Origin of the sequence: Microvirga sp. CF3062 (genome assembly GCF_036314045.1) — a bacterium.
Lineage (GTDB): Bacteria > Pseudomonadota > Alphaproteobacteria > Rhizobiales > Beijerinckiaceae > Microvirga.
In genome coordinates this window covers 186,034-203,044 of sequence record NZ_JAYGGN010000003.1, presented here as the reverse complement: position 1 = coordinate 203,044, position 17,011 = coordinate 186,034, and the positions used below count along the sequence as shown (strand labels likewise).

Below are 17,011 nucleotides of genomic sequence, written 5' to 3'. Positions count from 1 at the left end.
AGGATTGCAGCGCGGGCATGGCGGCTCGAGAATTGCCCGTTGCACTCAAAAGCCTTCCCGGCTAAGCCGCCAGCACCCTTTCTCTCTGGAACCTTTGCCATGGCCGATAAGCGCGTGAACAAGGTCGTGCTCGCCTATTCGGGCGGCCTCGACACCTCCATCATCCTCAAGTGGCTGCAGACCACCTATGGCTGCGAGGTGGTGACGTTCACCGCCGATCTCGGCCAGGGCGAGGAGCTGGAGCCAGCCCGCAAGAAGGCCGAACTGCTCGGCATCAAGCCGGAAAACATCTTCATCGAGGACCTTCGCGACGAGTTCGTGCGCGATTACGTGTTCCCGATGTTCCGGGCCAATGCCCAGTACGAGGGCCTCTACCTGCTCGGCACCTCCATCGCCCGGCCGCTGATCGCCAAGAAGCAGATCGAGATCGCCGAGAGGGTGGGGGCGGACGCCGTTTCCCACGGGGCTACCGGCAAGGGCAACGACCAGGTGCGCTTCGAGCTCGGCTACTATGCCTTGAAGCCCGACGTCACCGTGATCGCCCCCTGGCGCGAATGGGACCTGCGCTCCCGCGAGCAGCTCATCGCGTTTGCTGAAGCCCACCAGATCCCGATCGCCAAGGACAAGCGCGGCGAAGCGCCCTTCTCCGTCGACGCCAACCTCCTGCACGCCTCCTCCGAGGGCAAGGTGCTGGAGGATCCGGCCATGGAAGTGCCGGACTACGTCTATTCGCGCACCGACGGCCCTGAATCCGCGCCCGACAAGCCGACCGTGATCAAGATCGAGTTCCTGAAAGGTGACCCGGTCGCCATCGACGGCAGGAAGATGGGTCCGGCCGATCTCCTGGCGAAGCTCAACGAACTCGGCAAGATCAATGGCATCGGCCGCCTCGATCTCGTCGAGAACCGCTTCGTCGGCATGAAGAGCCGCGGCATGTACGAGACCCCAGGCGGCACGATCCTGCATCTCGCCCATCGCGGCATCGAGTCGATCACGTTGGATCGCGGCGCGGCGCATCTGAAGGACGAGCTTATGCCGAAATACGCCGAGCTCATCTATAACGGCTTCTGGTTCGCGCCTGAGCGCGAGATGCTTCAAGTTATGATCGACAAGTCCCAGGAATTCGTCACCGGCGAAGTGACGCTGAAGCTCTACAAGGGCGGCGTCCACCTCATCGGCCGCCAGAGCCCCTACACCCTCTACGACCAGGACCTCGTCACCTTCGAGGAAGGCGCCGTCGCCTACGACCACCGCGACGCCGCGGGCTTCATCAAGCTCAACGCATTGCGGCTGCGGACCTTGGCTCAGCGGAAGAAGAAGCTGGGGCTGTAACCTACTTCACATCTCCCCTCTCCTATGGGGAGACGCTCCAAGATAAGGCTCAGACATTCGATGAACCCTCAGGCACTTAACAGCGTTCCTTATTTGTGCTAGTTTGAATTCGATATGGTGCGCTTTATCGTTCAAATACCTGAGTGGTTCCCAACCCGGAAGGCTGCTCAGGTAACAGCTTTCTTTGCTGATAAGGCTGGCGGAGAGATCAATGTTCTCCGGGCAACGAAGCTTGTCTATTTAGCTGATCGTTTGAGTATGGATCGGCGCCTCCATCCCATCACAGGCGACAACTTCGTTTCTATGCCATTTGGCCCTGTGAATACTTACACCCTCAGGTACATGAACGGCGAGGCTGCTAATCGGCAGGAAATCTGGGGCGAGTTCATTGGTGAGAGGCGGGATTATGAGATCCCCCTTGCACACCCTATAACACTCGATGATCTTGATGAACTGAGTCGCTCAGATCTAAAAATCCTTGAAGAAACTTGGGAAACCTTCAAAGACATTGATAAATATGATCTAGCAGAGTGGACCCACAAGTTCTGTCCAGAGTGGCGCAATCCTCACGGCTCCTCAATCCCTATTGACTTTGCAACAGTCTATAAACGTCTTGGTAAAGAGGACCCAATTGAATTGGCTGAAGAAATTCAGGCCGAAAGAAGCCTCGTCCTGGAGCTTGCGGGGCAGCATTGACTTTCGTTCCCTATCGGTCAGCTGGACTTCTCATCCCTTACAATAATGTGCTGCATCTATTTGCAGTCCTAAATGATCCTGATCAGGATAAGATGTGTCTTACAGTGATGGTCACTTCCATCAAAAAAGACAAACCTTACGATCCAGCATGCGTCTTGAATGTTGGCGATCACGAGTTCATTCGCCATCCAAGCTATATGTTGTATCGCATGGCGAACACTGTGTTCGCGCCTCATGTTTCTAATATGGTTGCGCAGAATTATTACATTGTCAGAGCAGATATTCAGCAATCAGTATTAGAGAGAATCAGTGCGGGACTCTATGCTTCAGATAATACTACTGGTGTAGTCATGAAGTACGCAAAGAGTGTCGGAATCTAACAGATTAGCTGACACAATCCACTCTCACTCAGCAACTACTATAACGGCTCACGGTTCGGCGCGTCGCCTTCATCGCTCAGCGGAATATTCATCACGCACACGACCCCGGTGGGTTCGTAGGTCAGCCGGACGTTGCCGCCTACGTCGGTTGCGAGGCTGCGCTCGATCAGGCGTGTACCAAACCCCCTCCGGGTCGGCGGTGAAACCGGCGGGCCGTCCCGCTCCTGCCAGCGCAGTTCCAGATGCGGAACGTGATCTGATATGACCATCCAAGTGATGAAGACGCATCCGGACGGGACCGAGAGCGCTCCGTATTTGACCGCATTTGTCGCCAGTTCGTGGATCGCCATGGCAATGGCGAGAGCCGTTCTCGGGATCAGGCGAAGGCGCGGTCCCTCGATCTCGAAATGCTTCGTCTTCTGCCGGAGATAGGGCTCGACCACCTCGTTGATGATCTCGCGAAGCTCCGCCCCCTCCCAATTTTCACGGGTGAGAACGTCATGGGCCCGCGCCAGGGCGAACAGGCGATCCTCGAAGGCCTGCACCTTGGGACGGTTCTCCTCGCTCATCTGCTTCAGGCTTTGCGAGGCCATCGACTGGACGATGGTGAGCGTGTTCTTCACCCGGTGGTTCAGCTCGTTGATGAGAAGCTCGCGATGCTCCTCCACCTGCTTGCGGTCGGTGATGTCGAGCACCGAGCCGACATAGCCGAGGAAGGTGCCGTCCTCGCTGAAGCGCGGAGCGGCGGCATCGATGGCCCAGCGATAGGTGCCATCGGCCCGGCGCAATCGGTATTCCACACGGAATGGCCCCTTCTCGGCATTGGACGTGCGAAACACTTCGCCCGACCAGCCGCTGTCGTCCGGATGGACGGCGTCGAGCCAGCCAAAGCCCAGCCCGGTTTCCGGCGTCTGGCCCGTAAACTCGTACCAGGAGCGGGACAGATAGGTGCAGCTGCCGTCCGCCTCCGTCACCCACACCATGACGGGAGCGTTGTCGGCGAGATTGCGGAAGCGCGCCTCGCTCTCGCGCACGCTCTCCTCGGCTTGCACGCGCTCGGTGACGTCGTAGCCTTCGGCGAAGATGCCGCTGACCTGCCCGTCCCGGTCGGTGACGGGCTGGTACACAAGGTCTACGAAGCGTTCCTCGACGGGACTCCCCGGCTGCCGTTGAAGTCCGACGCGAAGGTTCCGCCCGACGAATGGCTTTCCGCTCGCGTAGACCTCGTCGAGCAGCTCAAAAAATCCCTGGCCCGCGATCTCGGGCAAGGCTTCGCGTGCGGGCTTGCCAAGAATGTCGCGGCGGTGACCCACCAGCTGAAGGTAAGCATCGTTCACCAGCTCGAACACGTGTTCGCGTCCGCGCAGCATGGCCATGAAACCCGGGGCCTGCTTGAAGAGTTCGCGAAGACGGTCCTGCTCCGCTTTCAGGGCCGCGCGCAGTTTGACCTCGTGCGTGGTCTCCGTGCAGGCGCAGAACATGCCGGCGATTTCACCGGTCTCGTCGCGGACGGGTGAGTAGGAGAAGGTGTACCAGGTATCCTCCGGGTAGCCGTTGCGCTCCATCACGAGATGCAGGTCTTCGTGGTAGGTGGATTCCCCGGCCAGCGCCTTGGTCACGAGCGGTTCGATGTCGTGCCAGATGTCCGACCAGACCTCCTGGAACGGCAATCCGAGGGCATGCGGGTGCTTTGCGCCGAAGATCGGCCGGTAGCCGTCGTTGTACAGGAACGCCAGCTCCGGCCCCCAGGCGACGAACATGGGGAACTTCGACGTGAGCATCAGGCTCGCAACGGCCCGGAGGCTCTGCGGCCAGCGTTCCGGCGGGCCGAGAGGCGAGGACGACCAGTCATGGGCGCGCATGAGCGCACCCATCTCACCTCCCCCGCTCAGAAAATTTGAACCGGAGGGGAGATTATCGTGCATCGAACGCGCCTGCTGGGGAGGTCCGGTCGTTCCATTCACGGGAACCGGACCCAACCTTGACCGCTGCGGGACCACCAGGCTCGGGCATGCTGAAAGCGTTCAAGGTTGTCCTGGTGAGTATGCAGAGCTTCGGGGTTGCAAGGGATATCAGTCATTTAGGCTCTCGCCCCATGACTTCAATCGCTGCGTAGGCCATATCGTGATCTCGCCCCATGATCGTTGCACCACAGGAGCAGAGCCCGCCGGTGATCCCGCCATCGCTGCTCCGTGCATGCTTCGATGCCGTGGGTGTCATCCCGGCGAGGGGGGATCCGATAACCTCATCCTCCACGTCATCACCAGCCTTGTGCCGGTGATCTCGATTGGAAAAGCGCCGCGCCTCAAAGCATGGGGATGGCCGGCACAAGGCCGGCCATGACGCGGTGAAGCATATGAAATGTTCACTATTTGTTCTTGACAATCCTCCTAACCTCGGCTATATCGTTTCTCTAGATCTGCTCCTATCGAGGGGCGCGCTCGCGAGGCGTCGCAGTGTGGGAGCAGACACGGTCTCGTGGCATGGCCTCGCACGCTATGTCGACGAGAGGCCCAGGCTGCGTGCCGGTGGTCGGAATCGGTCCAAGGCCCCCGTCGAGCAGACGGACCCCGCCTGAGGCGGTCACCGGGCTGGCATCGCTTGAACGCCTTAAAGAAGCCGTGCGCGAAGAGGCACTCCGGCTCTTCCCTATCACCACACATCATCGAGCCGGGCTGCCATTCGCGCCACCCTCGATTGCTCTTCAGGCTCGCAGCTCACGCTGCGGGCCCACAAGCGCTTGCTCTTTGACAAGGATGCTATGTTTCAGGGGATGGCCACTTGCTCCGGCGTCGTCCCACCGCCGTCGAGGACGAATTTCCAGGATCCGTCCGACTGCTTCTTCCAGATGCTTACATAGACCCCGTGGGCCTTGATCGCCCCGTCTTCGCGCAGCGTGTAGCGGCCGAAGGTGTAGCCGAGGTCCTGGCTTGCGGCGATCTCGGCCTTGAGGGGCTCCCAGGACAGGGCGGAGCCTTTGACCTGGGAGAAGCTCTCGACGAAGGCTGTCCGGCCCAGCAGCGGCATGCTCCCCGGGCGGATCATCACGGGGTCCTCGGCGGAATAGGCGATGAAGGCCTTTCCGGTGCCTTCTTTCTGGGCCATGTCGTTGAAGGCTTTGTCGGTAGCGATCAGTTGCTGAACGGACATCTTCTTCACGTCTCATCGTCGGGAGCCGGCAAAGGGGGTCTTGCGTCGCCCGCCTTCCGTTCTGTCATGCCAATTTTGAAACACGGTATCGATGATTTATCGTCCTGCCTAGCTTGCAATCCCTTTTGCTGCCCTATTGCCGCCGCTCTCTTATCACTATATTGCAGCGCATCAGAATTTCCGCCCGGTTCGAGCCAGGGGCGCGGCTACGCTTGCCGCGAACCGGGCCATTTTGCTTTTGAAAGACTAGCCTCATGAAGCTGCGCAACATCGCCATCATCGCCCACGTCGACCATGGCAAGACCACCCTCGTCGACAAGCTGCTCTCCCAATCGGGCAGCTTCCGCGAGAACCAGCGCGTGGAAGAGCGCGCCATGGACTCGAACGACCTGGAAAAAGAGCGCGGCATCACCATCCTGGCCAAGGCGACCTCGGTCGTCTGGAAGGACACCCGCATCAACATCGTCGACACGCCCGGCCACGCCGATTTCGGCGGCGAGGTGGAGCGCATCCTGAGCATGGTTGACGGCGCTATCGTGCTGGTGGACGCGGCCGAAGGGCCGATGCCGCAGACCAAGTTCGTGGTGTCCAAAGCCCTCAAGATCGGCCTGCGCCCGATCGTCGCCATCAACAAGATCGACCGTCCCGATGCCCGCCACGTCGAGGTGGTCAACGAGGTGTTCGACCTCTTCGCGGCGCTCGACGCCACCGACGAGCAGCTCGACTTCCCGATCCTCTACGGCTCGGGCCGCAACGGCTGGATGGCGAAGGCCCCGGAAGGCCCGAACGACCAGGGCCTCGCGCCGCTGTTCGACATGGTGCTCGAGCATGTGCCGCCGGCCAAGGTCGAGGAAGGCCCGTTCCGCATGCTCGGCACGCTGCTCGAAGCCAACCCCTTCCTGGGCCGCATCGTCACCGGCCGCATCAGCTCCGGCTCGGTGAAGCCGAACCAGTCGATCAAGGTGATCGACCGCGAGGGCAAGCTGGTCGAAGCTGGCCGCGTGTCCAAGATCCTCGCGTTCCGCGGCCTTGAGCGCCAGCCGATCGAGCTCGGCGAGGCCGGCGACATCGTATCCATCGCAGGCCTCGTGAAGGGCTCGGTGGCCGACACCTTCTGCGCGCCCGAGAACGACATTCCGATCCAGGCCCAGCCCATCGATCCGCCGACCGTGACCATGTCGTTCATCGTCAACGATAGCCCGCTTGCCGGCACCGAGGGCGACAAGGTCACGAGCCGCATGATCCGCGACCGCCTGTTCAAGGAAGGCGAGGGCAACGTCACTCTCAAGATCGAGGAAGCCGCGGACAAGGATTCGTTCTTCGTCTCGGGACGTGGCGAATTGCAGCTCGCGATCCTGATCGAGACCATGCGCCGCGAGGGCTTCGAGCTCGCCGTGTCGCGTCCCCGCGTCGTCATGAAGAAGGACGATGCGAGCGGCGAACTTCTCGAGCCGATCGAGGAAGTGGTGATCGACGTAGACGAGGAATATTCCGGCGTCGTGGTGCAGAAGATGTCCGAGCGCCGCGCCGACATGGTCGAGATGCGCCCCTCGGGCGGCAATCGCCAGCGCCTCGTGTTCTACGCACCCACCCGCGGCCTGATCGGCTACCAGGGCGAGCTGATGACCGACACCCGCGGCACCGCGATCATGAACCGCCTGTTCCACGCCTACGAGCCCTACAAGGGCGAGATCGCCGGCCGCCGCAACGGCGTGCTGATCTCGAACGACAACGGCGAGGCGGTGGCCTACGCCCTGTGGAACCTCGAAGACCGTGGCCCGATGATGATCGAGCCCGGCTGGAAGGTCTATCAGGGCATGATCATCGGCGAGCACAACCGCGAGAACGACCTCGAGGTGAACGTGCTCAAGGGCAAGAAGCTCACCAACATCCGCACGACCTCCAAGGACGAAGCGGTGCGCCTCACGCCGCCGATCCGCATGACGCTGGAGAAGTCGCTGGCCTGGATCCAGGACGACGAGCTCGTCGAGGTGACGCCCAAGTCGATCCGCATCCGCAAGGCGATCCTCGATCCGAACGACCGCAAGCGCGCCGAGCGCTCGAAGGAAGCCCTGAGCGCCTAAAGGCAGCCTAGGAAACAGTTGAAAGGCCGCTCCTTGGAGCGGCCTTTTTCATGAACGGAGATCGGGAGAGGGCATGCTGAAGGTTCACGGATACGCAGGATCCATCAATGTCCGGAAGGTGCTCTGGACCTGCATGGAGCTTGGCCTCCCGTTCGAGCGCACCGACTGGGGCGGCGGAACGCGGCCTGTGACAGATCCGGAATTTCAAAAGCTCAATCCCGTCGGCATGATTCCGGTGCTCGAGGATGCGGGCCAGCTCTTCTGGGAATCGAACAGCATCGTCCGCTATCTGGCGGCGCGGGAAGGCCGTGACGATCTGCTGCCTGTCGCTCCAGCCGAGCGGGCGCATGTCGAGAAGTGGATGGACTGGCAGGTCTCCGACTTCAACAACACCTGGCGCTACGTCTTCCAGGCAACCGTGCGGAAGAACCCGAACTTCCAGGATGAAAAACAGATTGCCTCATCCTGGAACTCATTCTGCTCCGCCGTTCGGGTACTGGACCGGGAGCTTGCCCGCACCGGCGCCTATATCGCTGGGCCAGCCTTCACCTGCGCCGACATCGTCATCGGCCTGTCGGTCCATCGCTGGAAGAGCATTCCACTCGAACGGCCGAGCCTGCGGGAGATCGAGCGCTACTATGATCGTCTCTGCGAGCGCGAAGGCTTTCGGGTCTATGGACGAGACGGAGGATTGTAAGAGAGGCCAGCATGGCCTCTCTCGATAGTACTGTCAGGAAGCCCTGCGCTTAGCCCTCGGCCTTATCGCTCTGCCCCTTCTTCGCACCCTCGCCCATCGGGTTCGTCGAATCCTCGCCCGAGGCCTCGGGGCACTCGCGGCCCTGCGGGGTCAGGCGGGGAGCGCTGATATCCTCTTCGGTTGCCTTGTTGGACTTGTCGTTCGGTTGAGCCATCGTCTTACCTCGCTTGCAATCAGGAAGGACCGCCCGATCCATCCGTCGGACCTCCGCCGGAATCGGAGCCCGCATCGCCCTCATTGCCGAGGGAGCGCGAACCGCTCGGATCGGTGAGTCCAGTCGCACGGCCGCCGGCATCAGTGCCTTGGGACGTGCTGCCCTTCGGACCGCCCGGAATGGTGCCGGACCCCACCTGGGTCTTGTTCGAATCATTCACCGCGCCACCGAGATCGAAGCCAGGGCGATCCTGGGAGCCCGGTCCTGGATCGCGAGCAGCCTCCTCCGGATCGGGGCGCTCGGTGGGGACGCGAGGTCCCGAATCCTTGTTCTGCGTCATGGCCGCCTCCGGATCATGAGCTGGTCGAATCGGTCGCGTCGCGGTCGCCTGCATCGGGCAGAGCGCCCGTGCCGGGAGTCGAGTCCGGGTTCGTCAGCGACGGCTTGCTGTGAGGGCCCGCTGCCGGCTGCTTGCCATCGGGCTGCTTGTCGGACGAGGTCTTCTGATCGCCCTGGGGATCGAGCCGCTTTGACTCGACGTCCTGCTTCGTGTCTTCGGTGTGGTTGCCGTAGCCTGCATTGCCCATGGCGCTCTCCTGTCAGCCCTTGTCCTTGCCGTTGACGTCCGTCATCCGCTCGATGGCCTCGGCGGTCGCATCCTTGTCGTCCGGCGACAGGCTGGCGTCGCTCAAGTGCTTGGTGGTCTCAGGCGTCTCGGCGGCCGTGAGTTCGTCGTGGCCGTCATGCCCGGCTTTGCTGGTCTGGCCGCTCTGGCCCTGGCGATAGGCATAGGCCTCGCCGCCGGGCTGGCTCCACACGCGTCGTAGAGTGGCGTTGCCTTCAACGCCGCCGTCCCAGTTCGGGTCGACCGGGCTGTCGATGCCGCCGCGCTGCTCGTTGCGGATCTGGTCCGCCTCTTGGTCCTGCAATGAGTGGGGAGCCTTGCGTTCCGCCATGATGAACTCCTTGAATCATCGTTTGAATTCGTATGTCGCAAGGAGAACCCGAGGAATTAGGGGAAGTTCTGGCTACGCTTGGGCCCAGCTCAAACAAAAAAGGGCGGCTTTGAAGCCGCCCTTCGGATCATGTGCTCACGGGGAGGGGATCAGAGCCCTTCGAAGAGCGCACTCGAAATGTAGCGCTCGGCAAAGGAGCACGCGACTGTGACGATGCGCTTGCCCTTGAACTCGGGCCGTGCAGCCACTTCGAGGGCTGCCGCCACATTGGCGCCCGTCGAAATGCCGCCGGGGATGCCTTCGAGCTTGGAGAGTTTGCGCGCCATGTCGAAGGCGGTCTGGTTGCCTACCGTGACCACCTCGTCGATCACGGAACGGTCGAGCACGTCCGGCACGAAGCCAGCGCCGATGCCCTGAATCTTGTGCGGACCCGGTTGGCCGCCGGACAGCACCGGCGAATCCTCTGGCTCGACGGCGATCACGCGCAGGCCCGGCAGGCGTGGCTTGATCACTTGGCCAACGCCGGTGATCGTGCCGCCGGTGCCCACGGCCGCCACGAAGGCATCGAGCTGGCCGTTGGTGTCGTTCCAGATCTCCTCGGCCGTCGTCTTGCGGTGGATCTCCGGATTGGCCGGGTTCTTGAACTGCTGCGGGATGACCGAGCCGGGAATTTCGCGAAGCAGTTCCTCGGCGCGGGCAATGGCGCCCTTCATTCCTTGCGGGCCGGGGGTGAGTTCGAGTTCGGCTCCGAGGAAGGCAAGCATCTTGCGGCGCTCGAGCGACATGGTCTCGGGCATCACCAGTATGAGGCGATAGCCGCGGGCTGCCGCCACGAAGGCCAGCGCGATGCCGGTATTGCCGGAGGTCGGCTCGATCAGGGTCGCGCCGGGCTTGATGTGGCCGGCGGCCTCCATGGACTCGATCATGTTGACGCCGATGCGGTCCTTCACGCTCGAAAGCGGGTTGAAGAACTCGAGCTTGAGGAGGATTTCGGCATCGACGCCATGCTCCTGCGGCAGCCGGTTCAGGCGCACGAGCGGGGTGTTGCCGATGGTTTCCGTGATGGAGCCGTAGATCCGGCCGCGCCCGGGCTTGGTGCCGGCGCTCGATGCATTGACAGTGTCAGCCATGAGATCCTCCTTCAGATCGGAGGAAGCTTATCTTTTCCCGCAGCAGGTGTCGATATTTGGAATATTCTACATTTCAGATCGTGAAATCGACGCTCGACGCCGGCTCAACCGCCGATTCCGCCTGCGCCTTCTGACACAGATCCTCGACCGTGACCTTGTCGAGTTCGCTCAAGAAAGCTTCTGTGCCGCGCTGGACCAGGGGACTGACCACAGCCTCGGCCAAGCGCGATTCGGGGATCGGAGTCGCGCCGTCCTCTTCGAGTGCCGCCATCGCGATGCGCACGATGTCGCCCGCCGTGATCCGTCGCCGTTCGCGGGCCAGTTCATAGCCGCCCCGCGGCCCGCGCACGCCCTTGAGAATACCTTGGCGCACGAGAGCCTGCAGAACCGGCTCCAGATAGCGCGGGGGCAGGTTGTGCCGGGCGGCCAGCGCCTTGGCGGAAACCGGCATGGGCCGGGCGTGGAGCGCGATGTCGGTAACGGCCGCGATGGCGAGAAGGGAGCGGCGTGAGAGAAAGTTCATGGCGATGCTCCCCTAGCCCAATCCCGTGGAGCCGAAGCCGCCGGCGGCGCGGGGCGTCTCGTCGACCTGATCCACTTCCCAAGGCTCCACCTGGATGACGGGCGCAACGATCATTTGAGCGATGCGCATGCCGCGCGTGACGGTGAAGGGCTCTTGTCCCAGATTGACGATCAGCACCTGCACCTCGCCCCGGTAATCCGCATCCACGGTGCCCGGCGCGTTGAGCACCGTGACGCCGTGCTTGAACGCCAGTCCCGAACGCGGCCGCACCTGAGCCTCGAAGCCAGGTTCGAGTTGGAACACGAGGCCTGTGGGAACGAGCGCCCGTTGCATCGGCTGCAGAACAATCGGCACGTCGGCAGGGTTGGCGGCGACGAGATCCATGCCCGCCGCACCTGCGGTTTCATAACGGGGGAGCGGCAGGTCGGCGGCATGCGCGAGGCGCTGGATGCGCAGGCGTTGGCTCATGGCGTCTCGCCTCCGACCATCGCGCCCAAGCGCTCGATGAGCTTTTTCGCCACATCCGTTTTCGACAAGGTCGGCCAGGTCTCCACATCGGACGCGGAGACGAGATGCACAGTATTGCTGTCGCCGCCCATCACGCCCGTTTCCGCCGAGACGTCGTTGGCCACGATGAGGTCGCAGCCCTTTTTCGCGAGCTTCTGCTTGGCATGCTCGATGACGTTCTCTGTTTCCGCCGCAAAGCCCACCATAAGCGGTGGGCGCCCTTCCGTGCGGCGCGCGATGGTGGCGAGGATGTCCGGGTTCTCGGTGAGCGACAGGTTGGGCAGGGCGCCGTCCTTCTTCTTGATCTTCTGCCCGCCCGCATTGGCCACACGCCAGTCGGCTACGGCGGCGGCGAAGATGCCGATATCGGCCGGCAGCGCCTGCTCCGCCGCCTCCAGCATCGCGCGGGCGCTCTCCACGTGCACGACCGTCACGCCCGCAGGATCGGGCAGGGTCACGGGGCCGGCGATCAGGGTGACACGCGCACCCGCGTCGGCAGCGGCCTTCGCGATGGCATGACCCTGCTTGCCCGAGGAGCGGTTGGCGATGTAGCGCACCGGGTCGATGGGCTCGTGCGTCGGGCCCGAGGTGACGATCACGTGCTTGCCGGCAAGAGGCCCCGAGGGTGTGAGCAGCCGCTCGACGGACGCCGCAATCTCGAGTGGCTCCGCCATGCGGCCGGGGCCGAACTCAGCCTCCGCCATGGCGCCCTCGTTCGGCCCGACCACGTGAACGCCATCGGCCTGCAGGGCTTTCAGATTGCGTTGCGTCGCCGGGTGCAGCCACATGCGCACGTTCATGGCGGGCGCGATCAGGATCGGCAGAATGGTGGCGAGCAACACCGTCGAAGCGAGATCGTCCGCATGGCCGCCCGTCATCTTCGCCATGAGGTTGGCGGTGGTGGGGGCCACGACGATAAGGTCCGCATCGCGGGCGAGCTTGATATGGCCGATATCGGCCTCGTCCTCGCGGTCGAAGAGGTCGGTGTGCGAGCGCTGGCCCGTAAGCGCCGAGGCCGCAAGCGGCGTAATGAACTGTTGAGCCCCGTTGGTCAGGATGCAGTGCACGGAGGCGCCGCGTTCGCGCAGGCGGCGGATGAGATCAAGGGACTTATAGGCCGCGATGCCGCCGCCGATGACCAGGAGGATGCGTTTGCCTGTAAGCGCCGTCATGCGAAGCCTCTGAACAGCATGATCATCAACGAGGCGGCGATGATCCACAAGGCCGCCACGCCCCAGCGGTTGCCCCGCGCCTCGGCGCGGCCGATGGCGGCAACACTGTCCTGGTTGAGAGACACGCCCCGCGCCGTTACATCCTCAAACTGGTTGAGCACCCGCTCGGCGCGCAACGCCAACTCCGGCAGGTCGCCGATGACGCCGGCCAGCGTCCATAATCCACGGCCCGCCTGTTCGGCCCGGCCGAGAGGCCCGAGATTCCGCTCGATCCAGTTGCGCACCACGGGCTCCGAGGTGGTCCACATGTCGAGCTTCGGGTCGAGGTTGCGGGCGACGCCCTCCACCACCACCATGGTCTTCTGCAGCATGACGAGTTCGATCCGCGTCGCCATGTCGAAGAGCGCCGTGATCTCAAAGAGAAGCGTCAGCAGCTTCGCCATGGAGATCTCGTCGGCCCGCCGATCATGGATCGGCTCGCCGATGGCCCGGATGGCTTGCGCGAAATCCTCCACCGAATGGTGCGGCGGCACGTAGCCGGCCTCGAAATGCACCTGCGCCACGCGCAGGTAGTCGCGACGGATGAAGCCTAAAAGGATTTCGGCGAGGAAGCGCCGCTCCTTCATGCCGAGCCGGCCCATGATGCCGAAATCGACGGCAACGAGGCGCCCTTCCGCATCGATGAACAGATTGCCGGGATGCATGTCGGCATGGAAGTAGCCGTCGCGGATGGCGTGGCGCAGGAAGGATTGGATCACCGTGCGCCCGAGCGCCACCCGGTCGAAGCCGGCGGCCTCGATAGCTGTCAGATCGTTGAGGCGGATGCCTTCGATCCAGGTGGTGGTGAGCACGTCCCGCGCCGTGAGATCCCATTCCGGTTTCGGCACGCGGAAATCGGGATCGTCCTTCGTGTTCTCCGCAAGCTCCGAGACGGCCGCCGCTTCCAGGCGCAGATCCATCTCGACGGAGACAGAGCGGGCCAGCGCCTCCACGATTTCGAGCGGCTTGAGGCGCTTGGCATCGGGTACTACGCGCTCGAACAGGCGGGCGGCGGCGCGCATGGCCTGCAGGTCGCGGGCGAAGCCCTCGCGCACGCCCGGCCGAACCACCTTCACGGCCACCGTTTCCTCGCCCTCGGCAGTGCGAAGACGGGCTTTGTGAACCTGCGCGATGGACGCGGCTGCAATCGGCTCGCTGAACTCCAGGAAAAGTACGTCGATGGGACGACCGAGGGCGATCTCGACCATGCGCACGGCTTCCGCCCGGGGGAACGGCGGCATGCGGTCCTGCAGGCGCTCCAAGTCGCGTGCCGCAGCCACGCCGACGATGTCGGGGCGGGTCGCCAGAAACTGGCCGAATTTCACGTAAGAGGGCCCGAGCCGCGTCAGGGCCTTGGAGAGCCGCGTGGCGCTGTCCCCAGTCTGCGGCCGCTCGACGAGCCGCGCCATCTTCAGCCCTAAGCGGGCGGCGGGCGGCAGGGCGCTCGGATCGACGAGCGCCAGCGCGCCTTCGCGCGCCAGAACGAAGCCGGCGCGCAGATTACGAGCGAGATGGAAGAGGCTGCCGATCACGTGCTTAGATCTTCCAGCCCGAGTGAATGGCCACGACACCGGCCGTCAGGCTGCGATGGGTGACGCGCTTGAAGCCCGCTTCCTCGATCATCCGCGCAAACGCCGCCGGCGGCGGGAAGCGGCGGATCGACTCGACGAGGTACTGGTACGATTCCGCATCCCCGGTCACCATCTGCCCGAGCCGCGGGATCACGTTGAAGGAATAGGCATCGTAGACTTTATCGAGCACCGGCACGTCCACCTTGGAGAATTCCAGGCACAGGAAGCGTCCGCCGGGCTTCAGCACCCGGTGCGCCTCGCGCAAGGCCGCATCAATGCGCGGCACGTTCCGGATGCCGAAGGCAATGGTGTAGGCATCGTAGGTCTTGGACTCGAGCGGCAGCTCCTCCGCATTGGCCTCGACGAAATCGATCTGGCCCTCATAACGGTGGCCGGCCCGCTCGGCACCCACTTTCAGCATCTCGCCGTTGATGTCGAGCACGGTCACGCGGGTCTGCGGGCCGCTCTGATCGAGAATGCGGAAGGCCACGTCCCCGGTGCCGCCGGCGACATCCAGATGGCGGAAGGGCCGGTCGCGAGGAGGGCGCAGGGTCGAGATGAGCGCGTCCTTCCAGAGGCGGTGGAGCCCGGCAGACATGAGGTCGTTCATGAGGTCGTAGCGGCCAGCCACCGAGCGGAAGACCTCGTTGACCCTGCCCTGCTTCTCACCCAGGGGCACGGACTGGAACCCGAAATGGGTGTTCTCGTCGGTCATGGTCTCACATCCAACCTTTCGTACCTGTTGTCGCGATCCATAGCGGAAGCGAGGCCCAAAGGCTATGTAAGAGCCCTCAAGAAGCCGAGAGATGGTTGATGCCCGAACTGCCCGAAGTCGAAACCGTGCGCCGCGGCCTGGAGCCCGCCATGGTGGGAGCCCGCTTCACCAAGGTGATCCAGCGCCGGCCCGATCTGCGCTTTCCCTTCCCCAAGCGGTTCACTGAGCGGCTGGAAGGGCAGGAGGTCACGGCGCTCGGCCGCCGGGCCAAGTATCTCCTGGCCGATCTCTCCTCCGGCGAGGTGCTGGTCATGCATCTGGGCATGTCCGGCCGCTTTCTCGTGACGAAGGATGGCGCCACCCGGATGCCGGGGGAGTTCCACCATGAGCACGGGGCTCTGGGGGCTCACGACCATGTGGTGTTCGGGCTCTCCAACGGCGCCACCGTCACTTATAATGACACCCGCCGCTTCGGCTTCATGGATCTGGTGCCCCGGTCCGGGATCGAGACCTCGAAGCATTTTGACGGCATGGGCATCGAGCCCCTCGGCAACGAGCTCTCGGGCGAGACCATTGCCAGGTTGTTCATGGCTAAGCGCACGCCACTGAAGGCCGCCCTCCTCGACCAGCGCCTGATCGCCGGCCTCGGCAACATCTATGTGTGCGAGGCGCTGTTCCGCACCGGCCTGCATCCAGAGGCTCCGGCGGGCTCGCTCGTGACCAAGAAGGGGCAACCGACGGAGAAGGCGAACCAGCTCGCCGATGTCATTCGCGACGTGCTGGCTGAGGCGGTGGAAGCCGGCGGATCGACCTTACGCGACCATGCGCAGGTGGATGGATCCTTGGGCTATTTCCAGCATTCCTTCCGGGTCTATGACCGGGAGAACGAGCCCTGCGTGACGCCCGATTGCACCGGTACGGTCACCCGCCTCGTGCAGTCCGGGCGCTCGACCTTCTACTGCCCGGAATGCCAGAAGCGCTCCTGATCTCAAGGCAGGCCTTCCCGATTTTCACTTGCCGGGCCATGCGCCCTCGCCTACCGGTGTCCCATCATCGAGCAGGAGATGTCACATGGCTTTTGAGACGATTCTCACGGAGACGCGCGGCAAGGTGGGGCTGATCACCCTCAACCGGCCACAGGCCCTGAACGCCCTCAATTCCACGCTCCTGGGCGAGGTGAACCAGGCCCTCGACGCCTTCGAGGCGGACCAGACCATCGGCTGCATCGTCATCACCGGCTCGGAAAAGGCTTTTGCCGCCGGGGCCGACATCAAGGAGATGACGGAGCTCACCTATCCGCACACCTACATGGCCGACTTCTTCTCCGGCTGGGAGAAGGTGTCGGGGCGGCGCAAGCCCATGGTCGCCGCGGTGGCGGGCTTTGCGCTCGGCGGCGGCTGCGAGTTCGCCATGATGTGCGACTTCATCATCGCGGCGGACAACGCCAAGTTCGGTCAGCCCGAGATCAAGCTCGGCGTGATGCCCGGCATGGGCGGCACCCAGCGCCTGACCCGGCTCATCGGCCGGGCCAAGGCCATGGAGATGTGCCTGACGGGCCGCATGATGGGGGCAGAAGAAGCCGAGCGCTCCGGCCTCGTCGCCCGCGTGGTGCCGGCGGCCGACCTCCTCACCGAGGCCATGAAATCGGCCGAGACCATCGCGTCCATGTCGCTGCCGATCGCCATGATGACCAAGGAGACCATCAACCGCGCGGACGAGGTGTCGCTCTCGGAGGGCATCCGCTTCGAGCGGCGCCTGTTCCACGCCATGTTCGCCACCGCCGACCAGAAGGAAGGCATGTCGGCCTTCGTGGGCAAGCGCCCCCCTGAGTTCAAGAACGGATAA

General features: G+C 63.4%; 18 protein-coding genes. 6 read left to right on the top strand and 12 right to left on the bottom strand.

The window, feature by feature from the left end:
- Positions 1 to 99: 99 nt before the first annotated feature.
- Positions 100 to 1,332, top strand: a complete 1,233-nt coding sequence (locus VB618_RS07165; protein WP_329795905.1) for an argininosuccinate synthase — start codon at positions 100 to 102, stop codon at positions 1,330 to 1,332.
- A 114-nt stretch (positions 1,333 to 1,446) separates the two neighbouring features.
- The gene (locus VB618_RS07160) at positions 1,447 to 2,028 is read left to right on the top strand and encodes a Panacea domain-containing protein (protein ID WP_329795903.1); all 582 of its coding nucleotides are present in this window, start codon (positions 1,447 to 1,449) and stop codon (positions 2,026 to 2,028) included.
- Positions 2,029 to 2,446: 418 nt separating this feature from the next.
- Here the strand turns inward: VB618_RS07160 and VB618_RS07155 are convergent, their stop codons facing one another.
- The gene (locus VB618_RS07155) at positions 2,447 to 4,282 is read right to left on the bottom strand and encodes a PAS domain-containing sensor histidine kinase (RefSeq protein ID WP_329795902.1); all 1,836 of its coding nucleotides are present in this window, start codon (positions 4,280 to 4,282) and stop codon (positions 2,447 to 2,449) included.
- Between the two features lie 892 nt (positions 4,283 to 5,174).
- Positions 5,175 to 5,558, bottom strand: coding sequence for a YybH family protein (locus tag VB618_RS07150; RefSeq protein WP_329795901.1), 384 nt, complete (start codon positions 5,556 to 5,558; stop codon positions 5,175 to 5,177).
- A 254-nt stretch (positions 5,559 to 5,812) separates the two neighbouring features.
- Between VB618_RS07150 and typA the strand changes: the two genes are divergently transcribed.
- Positions 5,813 to 7,642 (top strand): translational GTPase TypA, encoded by a 1,830-nt coding sequence (gene typA / locus VB618_RS07145; RefSeq protein ID WP_329795900.1) that lies wholly within the window; start codon positions 5,813 to 5,815, stop codon positions 7,640 to 7,642.
- Between the two features lie 73 nt (positions 7,643 to 7,715).
- Entirely contained in the window at positions 7,716 to 8,339 is a 624-nt protein-coding gene (locus VB618_RS07140) for a glutathione S-transferase family protein (protein WP_329795899.1), read from the top strand.
- A 49-nt stretch (positions 8,340 to 8,388) separates the two neighbouring features.
- Here VB618_RS07140 and VB618_RS07135 read toward each other — a convergent pair whose 3' ends face one another.
- From VB618_RS07135 to ubiE, 10 genes are all read right to left on the bottom strand, one after another.
- Entirely contained in the window at positions 8,389 to 8,553 is a 165-nt protein-coding gene (locus VB618_RS07135) for a hypothetical protein (protein WP_329795898.1), read from the bottom strand.
- A gap of 19 nt (positions 8,554 to 8,572) precedes the next feature.
- Entirely contained in the window at positions 8,573 to 8,893 is a 321-nt protein-coding gene (locus VB618_RS07130; RefSeq protein ID WP_329795897.1) for a hypothetical protein, read from the bottom strand.
- A gap of 13 nt (positions 8,894 to 8,906) precedes the next feature.
- Complete coding sequence (locus tag VB618_RS07125; RefSeq protein ID WP_329795896.1) at positions 8,907 to 9,140, bottom strand: hypothetical protein; 234 nt, start codon at positions 9,138 to 9,140, stop codon at positions 8,907 to 8,909.
- Positions 9,141 to 9,152: 12 nt separating this feature from the next.
- The gene (locus tag VB618_RS07120; RefSeq protein WP_329795894.1) at positions 9,153 to 9,509 is read right to left on the bottom strand and encodes a hypothetical protein; all 357 of its coding nucleotides are present in this window, start codon (positions 9,507 to 9,509) and stop codon (positions 9,153 to 9,155) included.
- Between the two features lie 149 nt (positions 9,510 to 9,658).
- Entirely contained in the window at positions 9,659 to 10,639 is a 981-nt protein-coding gene (gene cysK, locus VB618_RS07115; RefSeq protein ID WP_329795893.1) for a cysteine synthase A, read from the bottom strand.
- Between the two features lie 73 nt (positions 10,640 to 10,712).
- Entirely contained in the window at positions 10,713 to 11,162 is a 450-nt protein-coding gene (locus VB618_RS07110; protein WP_329795892.1) for an RrF2 family transcriptional regulator, read from the bottom strand.
- Between the two features lie 12 nt (positions 11,163 to 11,174).
- Positions 11,175 to 11,630 (bottom strand): dUTP diphosphatase, encoded by a 456-nt coding sequence (gene dut, locus VB618_RS07105; RefSeq protein ID WP_329795891.1) that lies wholly within the window; start codon positions 11,628 to 11,630, stop codon positions 11,175 to 11,177.
- The gene (gene coaBC / locus VB618_RS07100; RefSeq protein WP_329795890.1) at positions 11,627 to 12,841 is read right to left on the bottom strand and encodes a bifunctional phosphopantothenoylcysteine decarboxylase/phosphopantothenate--cysteine ligase CoaBC; all 1,215 of its coding nucleotides are present in this window, start codon (positions 12,839 to 12,841) and stop codon (positions 11,627 to 11,629) included. The genes dut and coaBC overlap by 4 nt, the downstream gene beginning before the upstream one ends.
- On the bottom strand, positions 12,838 to 14,412 hold the full coding sequence (gene ubiB, locus VB618_RS07095) for a 2-polyprenylphenol 6-hydroxylase (protein WP_329795889.1): 1,575 nt from the start codon (positions 14,410 to 14,412) through the stop codon (positions 12,838 to 12,840). The genes coaBC and ubiB overlap by 4 nt, the downstream gene beginning before the upstream one ends.
- 4 nt (positions 14,413 to 14,416) lie before the next feature.
- Positions 14,417 to 15,166 carry a bifunctional demethylmenaquinone methyltransferase/2-methoxy-6-polyprenyl-1,4-benzoquinol methylase UbiE gene (gene ubiE, locus VB618_RS07090; RefSeq protein ID WP_329795888.1) on the bottom strand — a complete coding sequence of 250 codons (750 nt, stop codon included), beginning with the start codon at positions 15,164 to 15,166 and terminating at the stop codon, positions 14,417 to 14,419.
- 98 nt (positions 15,167 to 15,264) lie between these two features.
- Between ubiE and mutM the strand changes: the two genes are divergently transcribed.
- Together mutM and VB618_RS07080 are read left to right on the top strand one after the other, a co-directional pair.
- Positions 15,265 to 16,152 carry a bifunctional DNA-formamidopyrimidine glycosylase/DNA-(apurinic or apyrimidinic site) lyase gene (gene mutM, locus VB618_RS07085; protein ID WP_329795887.1) on the top strand — a complete coding sequence of 296 codons (888 nt, stop codon included), beginning with the start codon at positions 15,265 to 15,267 and terminating at the stop codon, positions 16,150 to 16,152.
- Between the two features lie 85 nt (positions 16,153 to 16,237).
- The gene (locus VB618_RS07080; RefSeq protein ID WP_329795886.1) at positions 16,238 to 17,011 is read left to right on the top strand and encodes an enoyl-CoA hydratase; all 774 of its coding nucleotides are present in this window, start codon (positions 16,238 to 16,240) and stop codon (positions 17,009 to 17,011) included.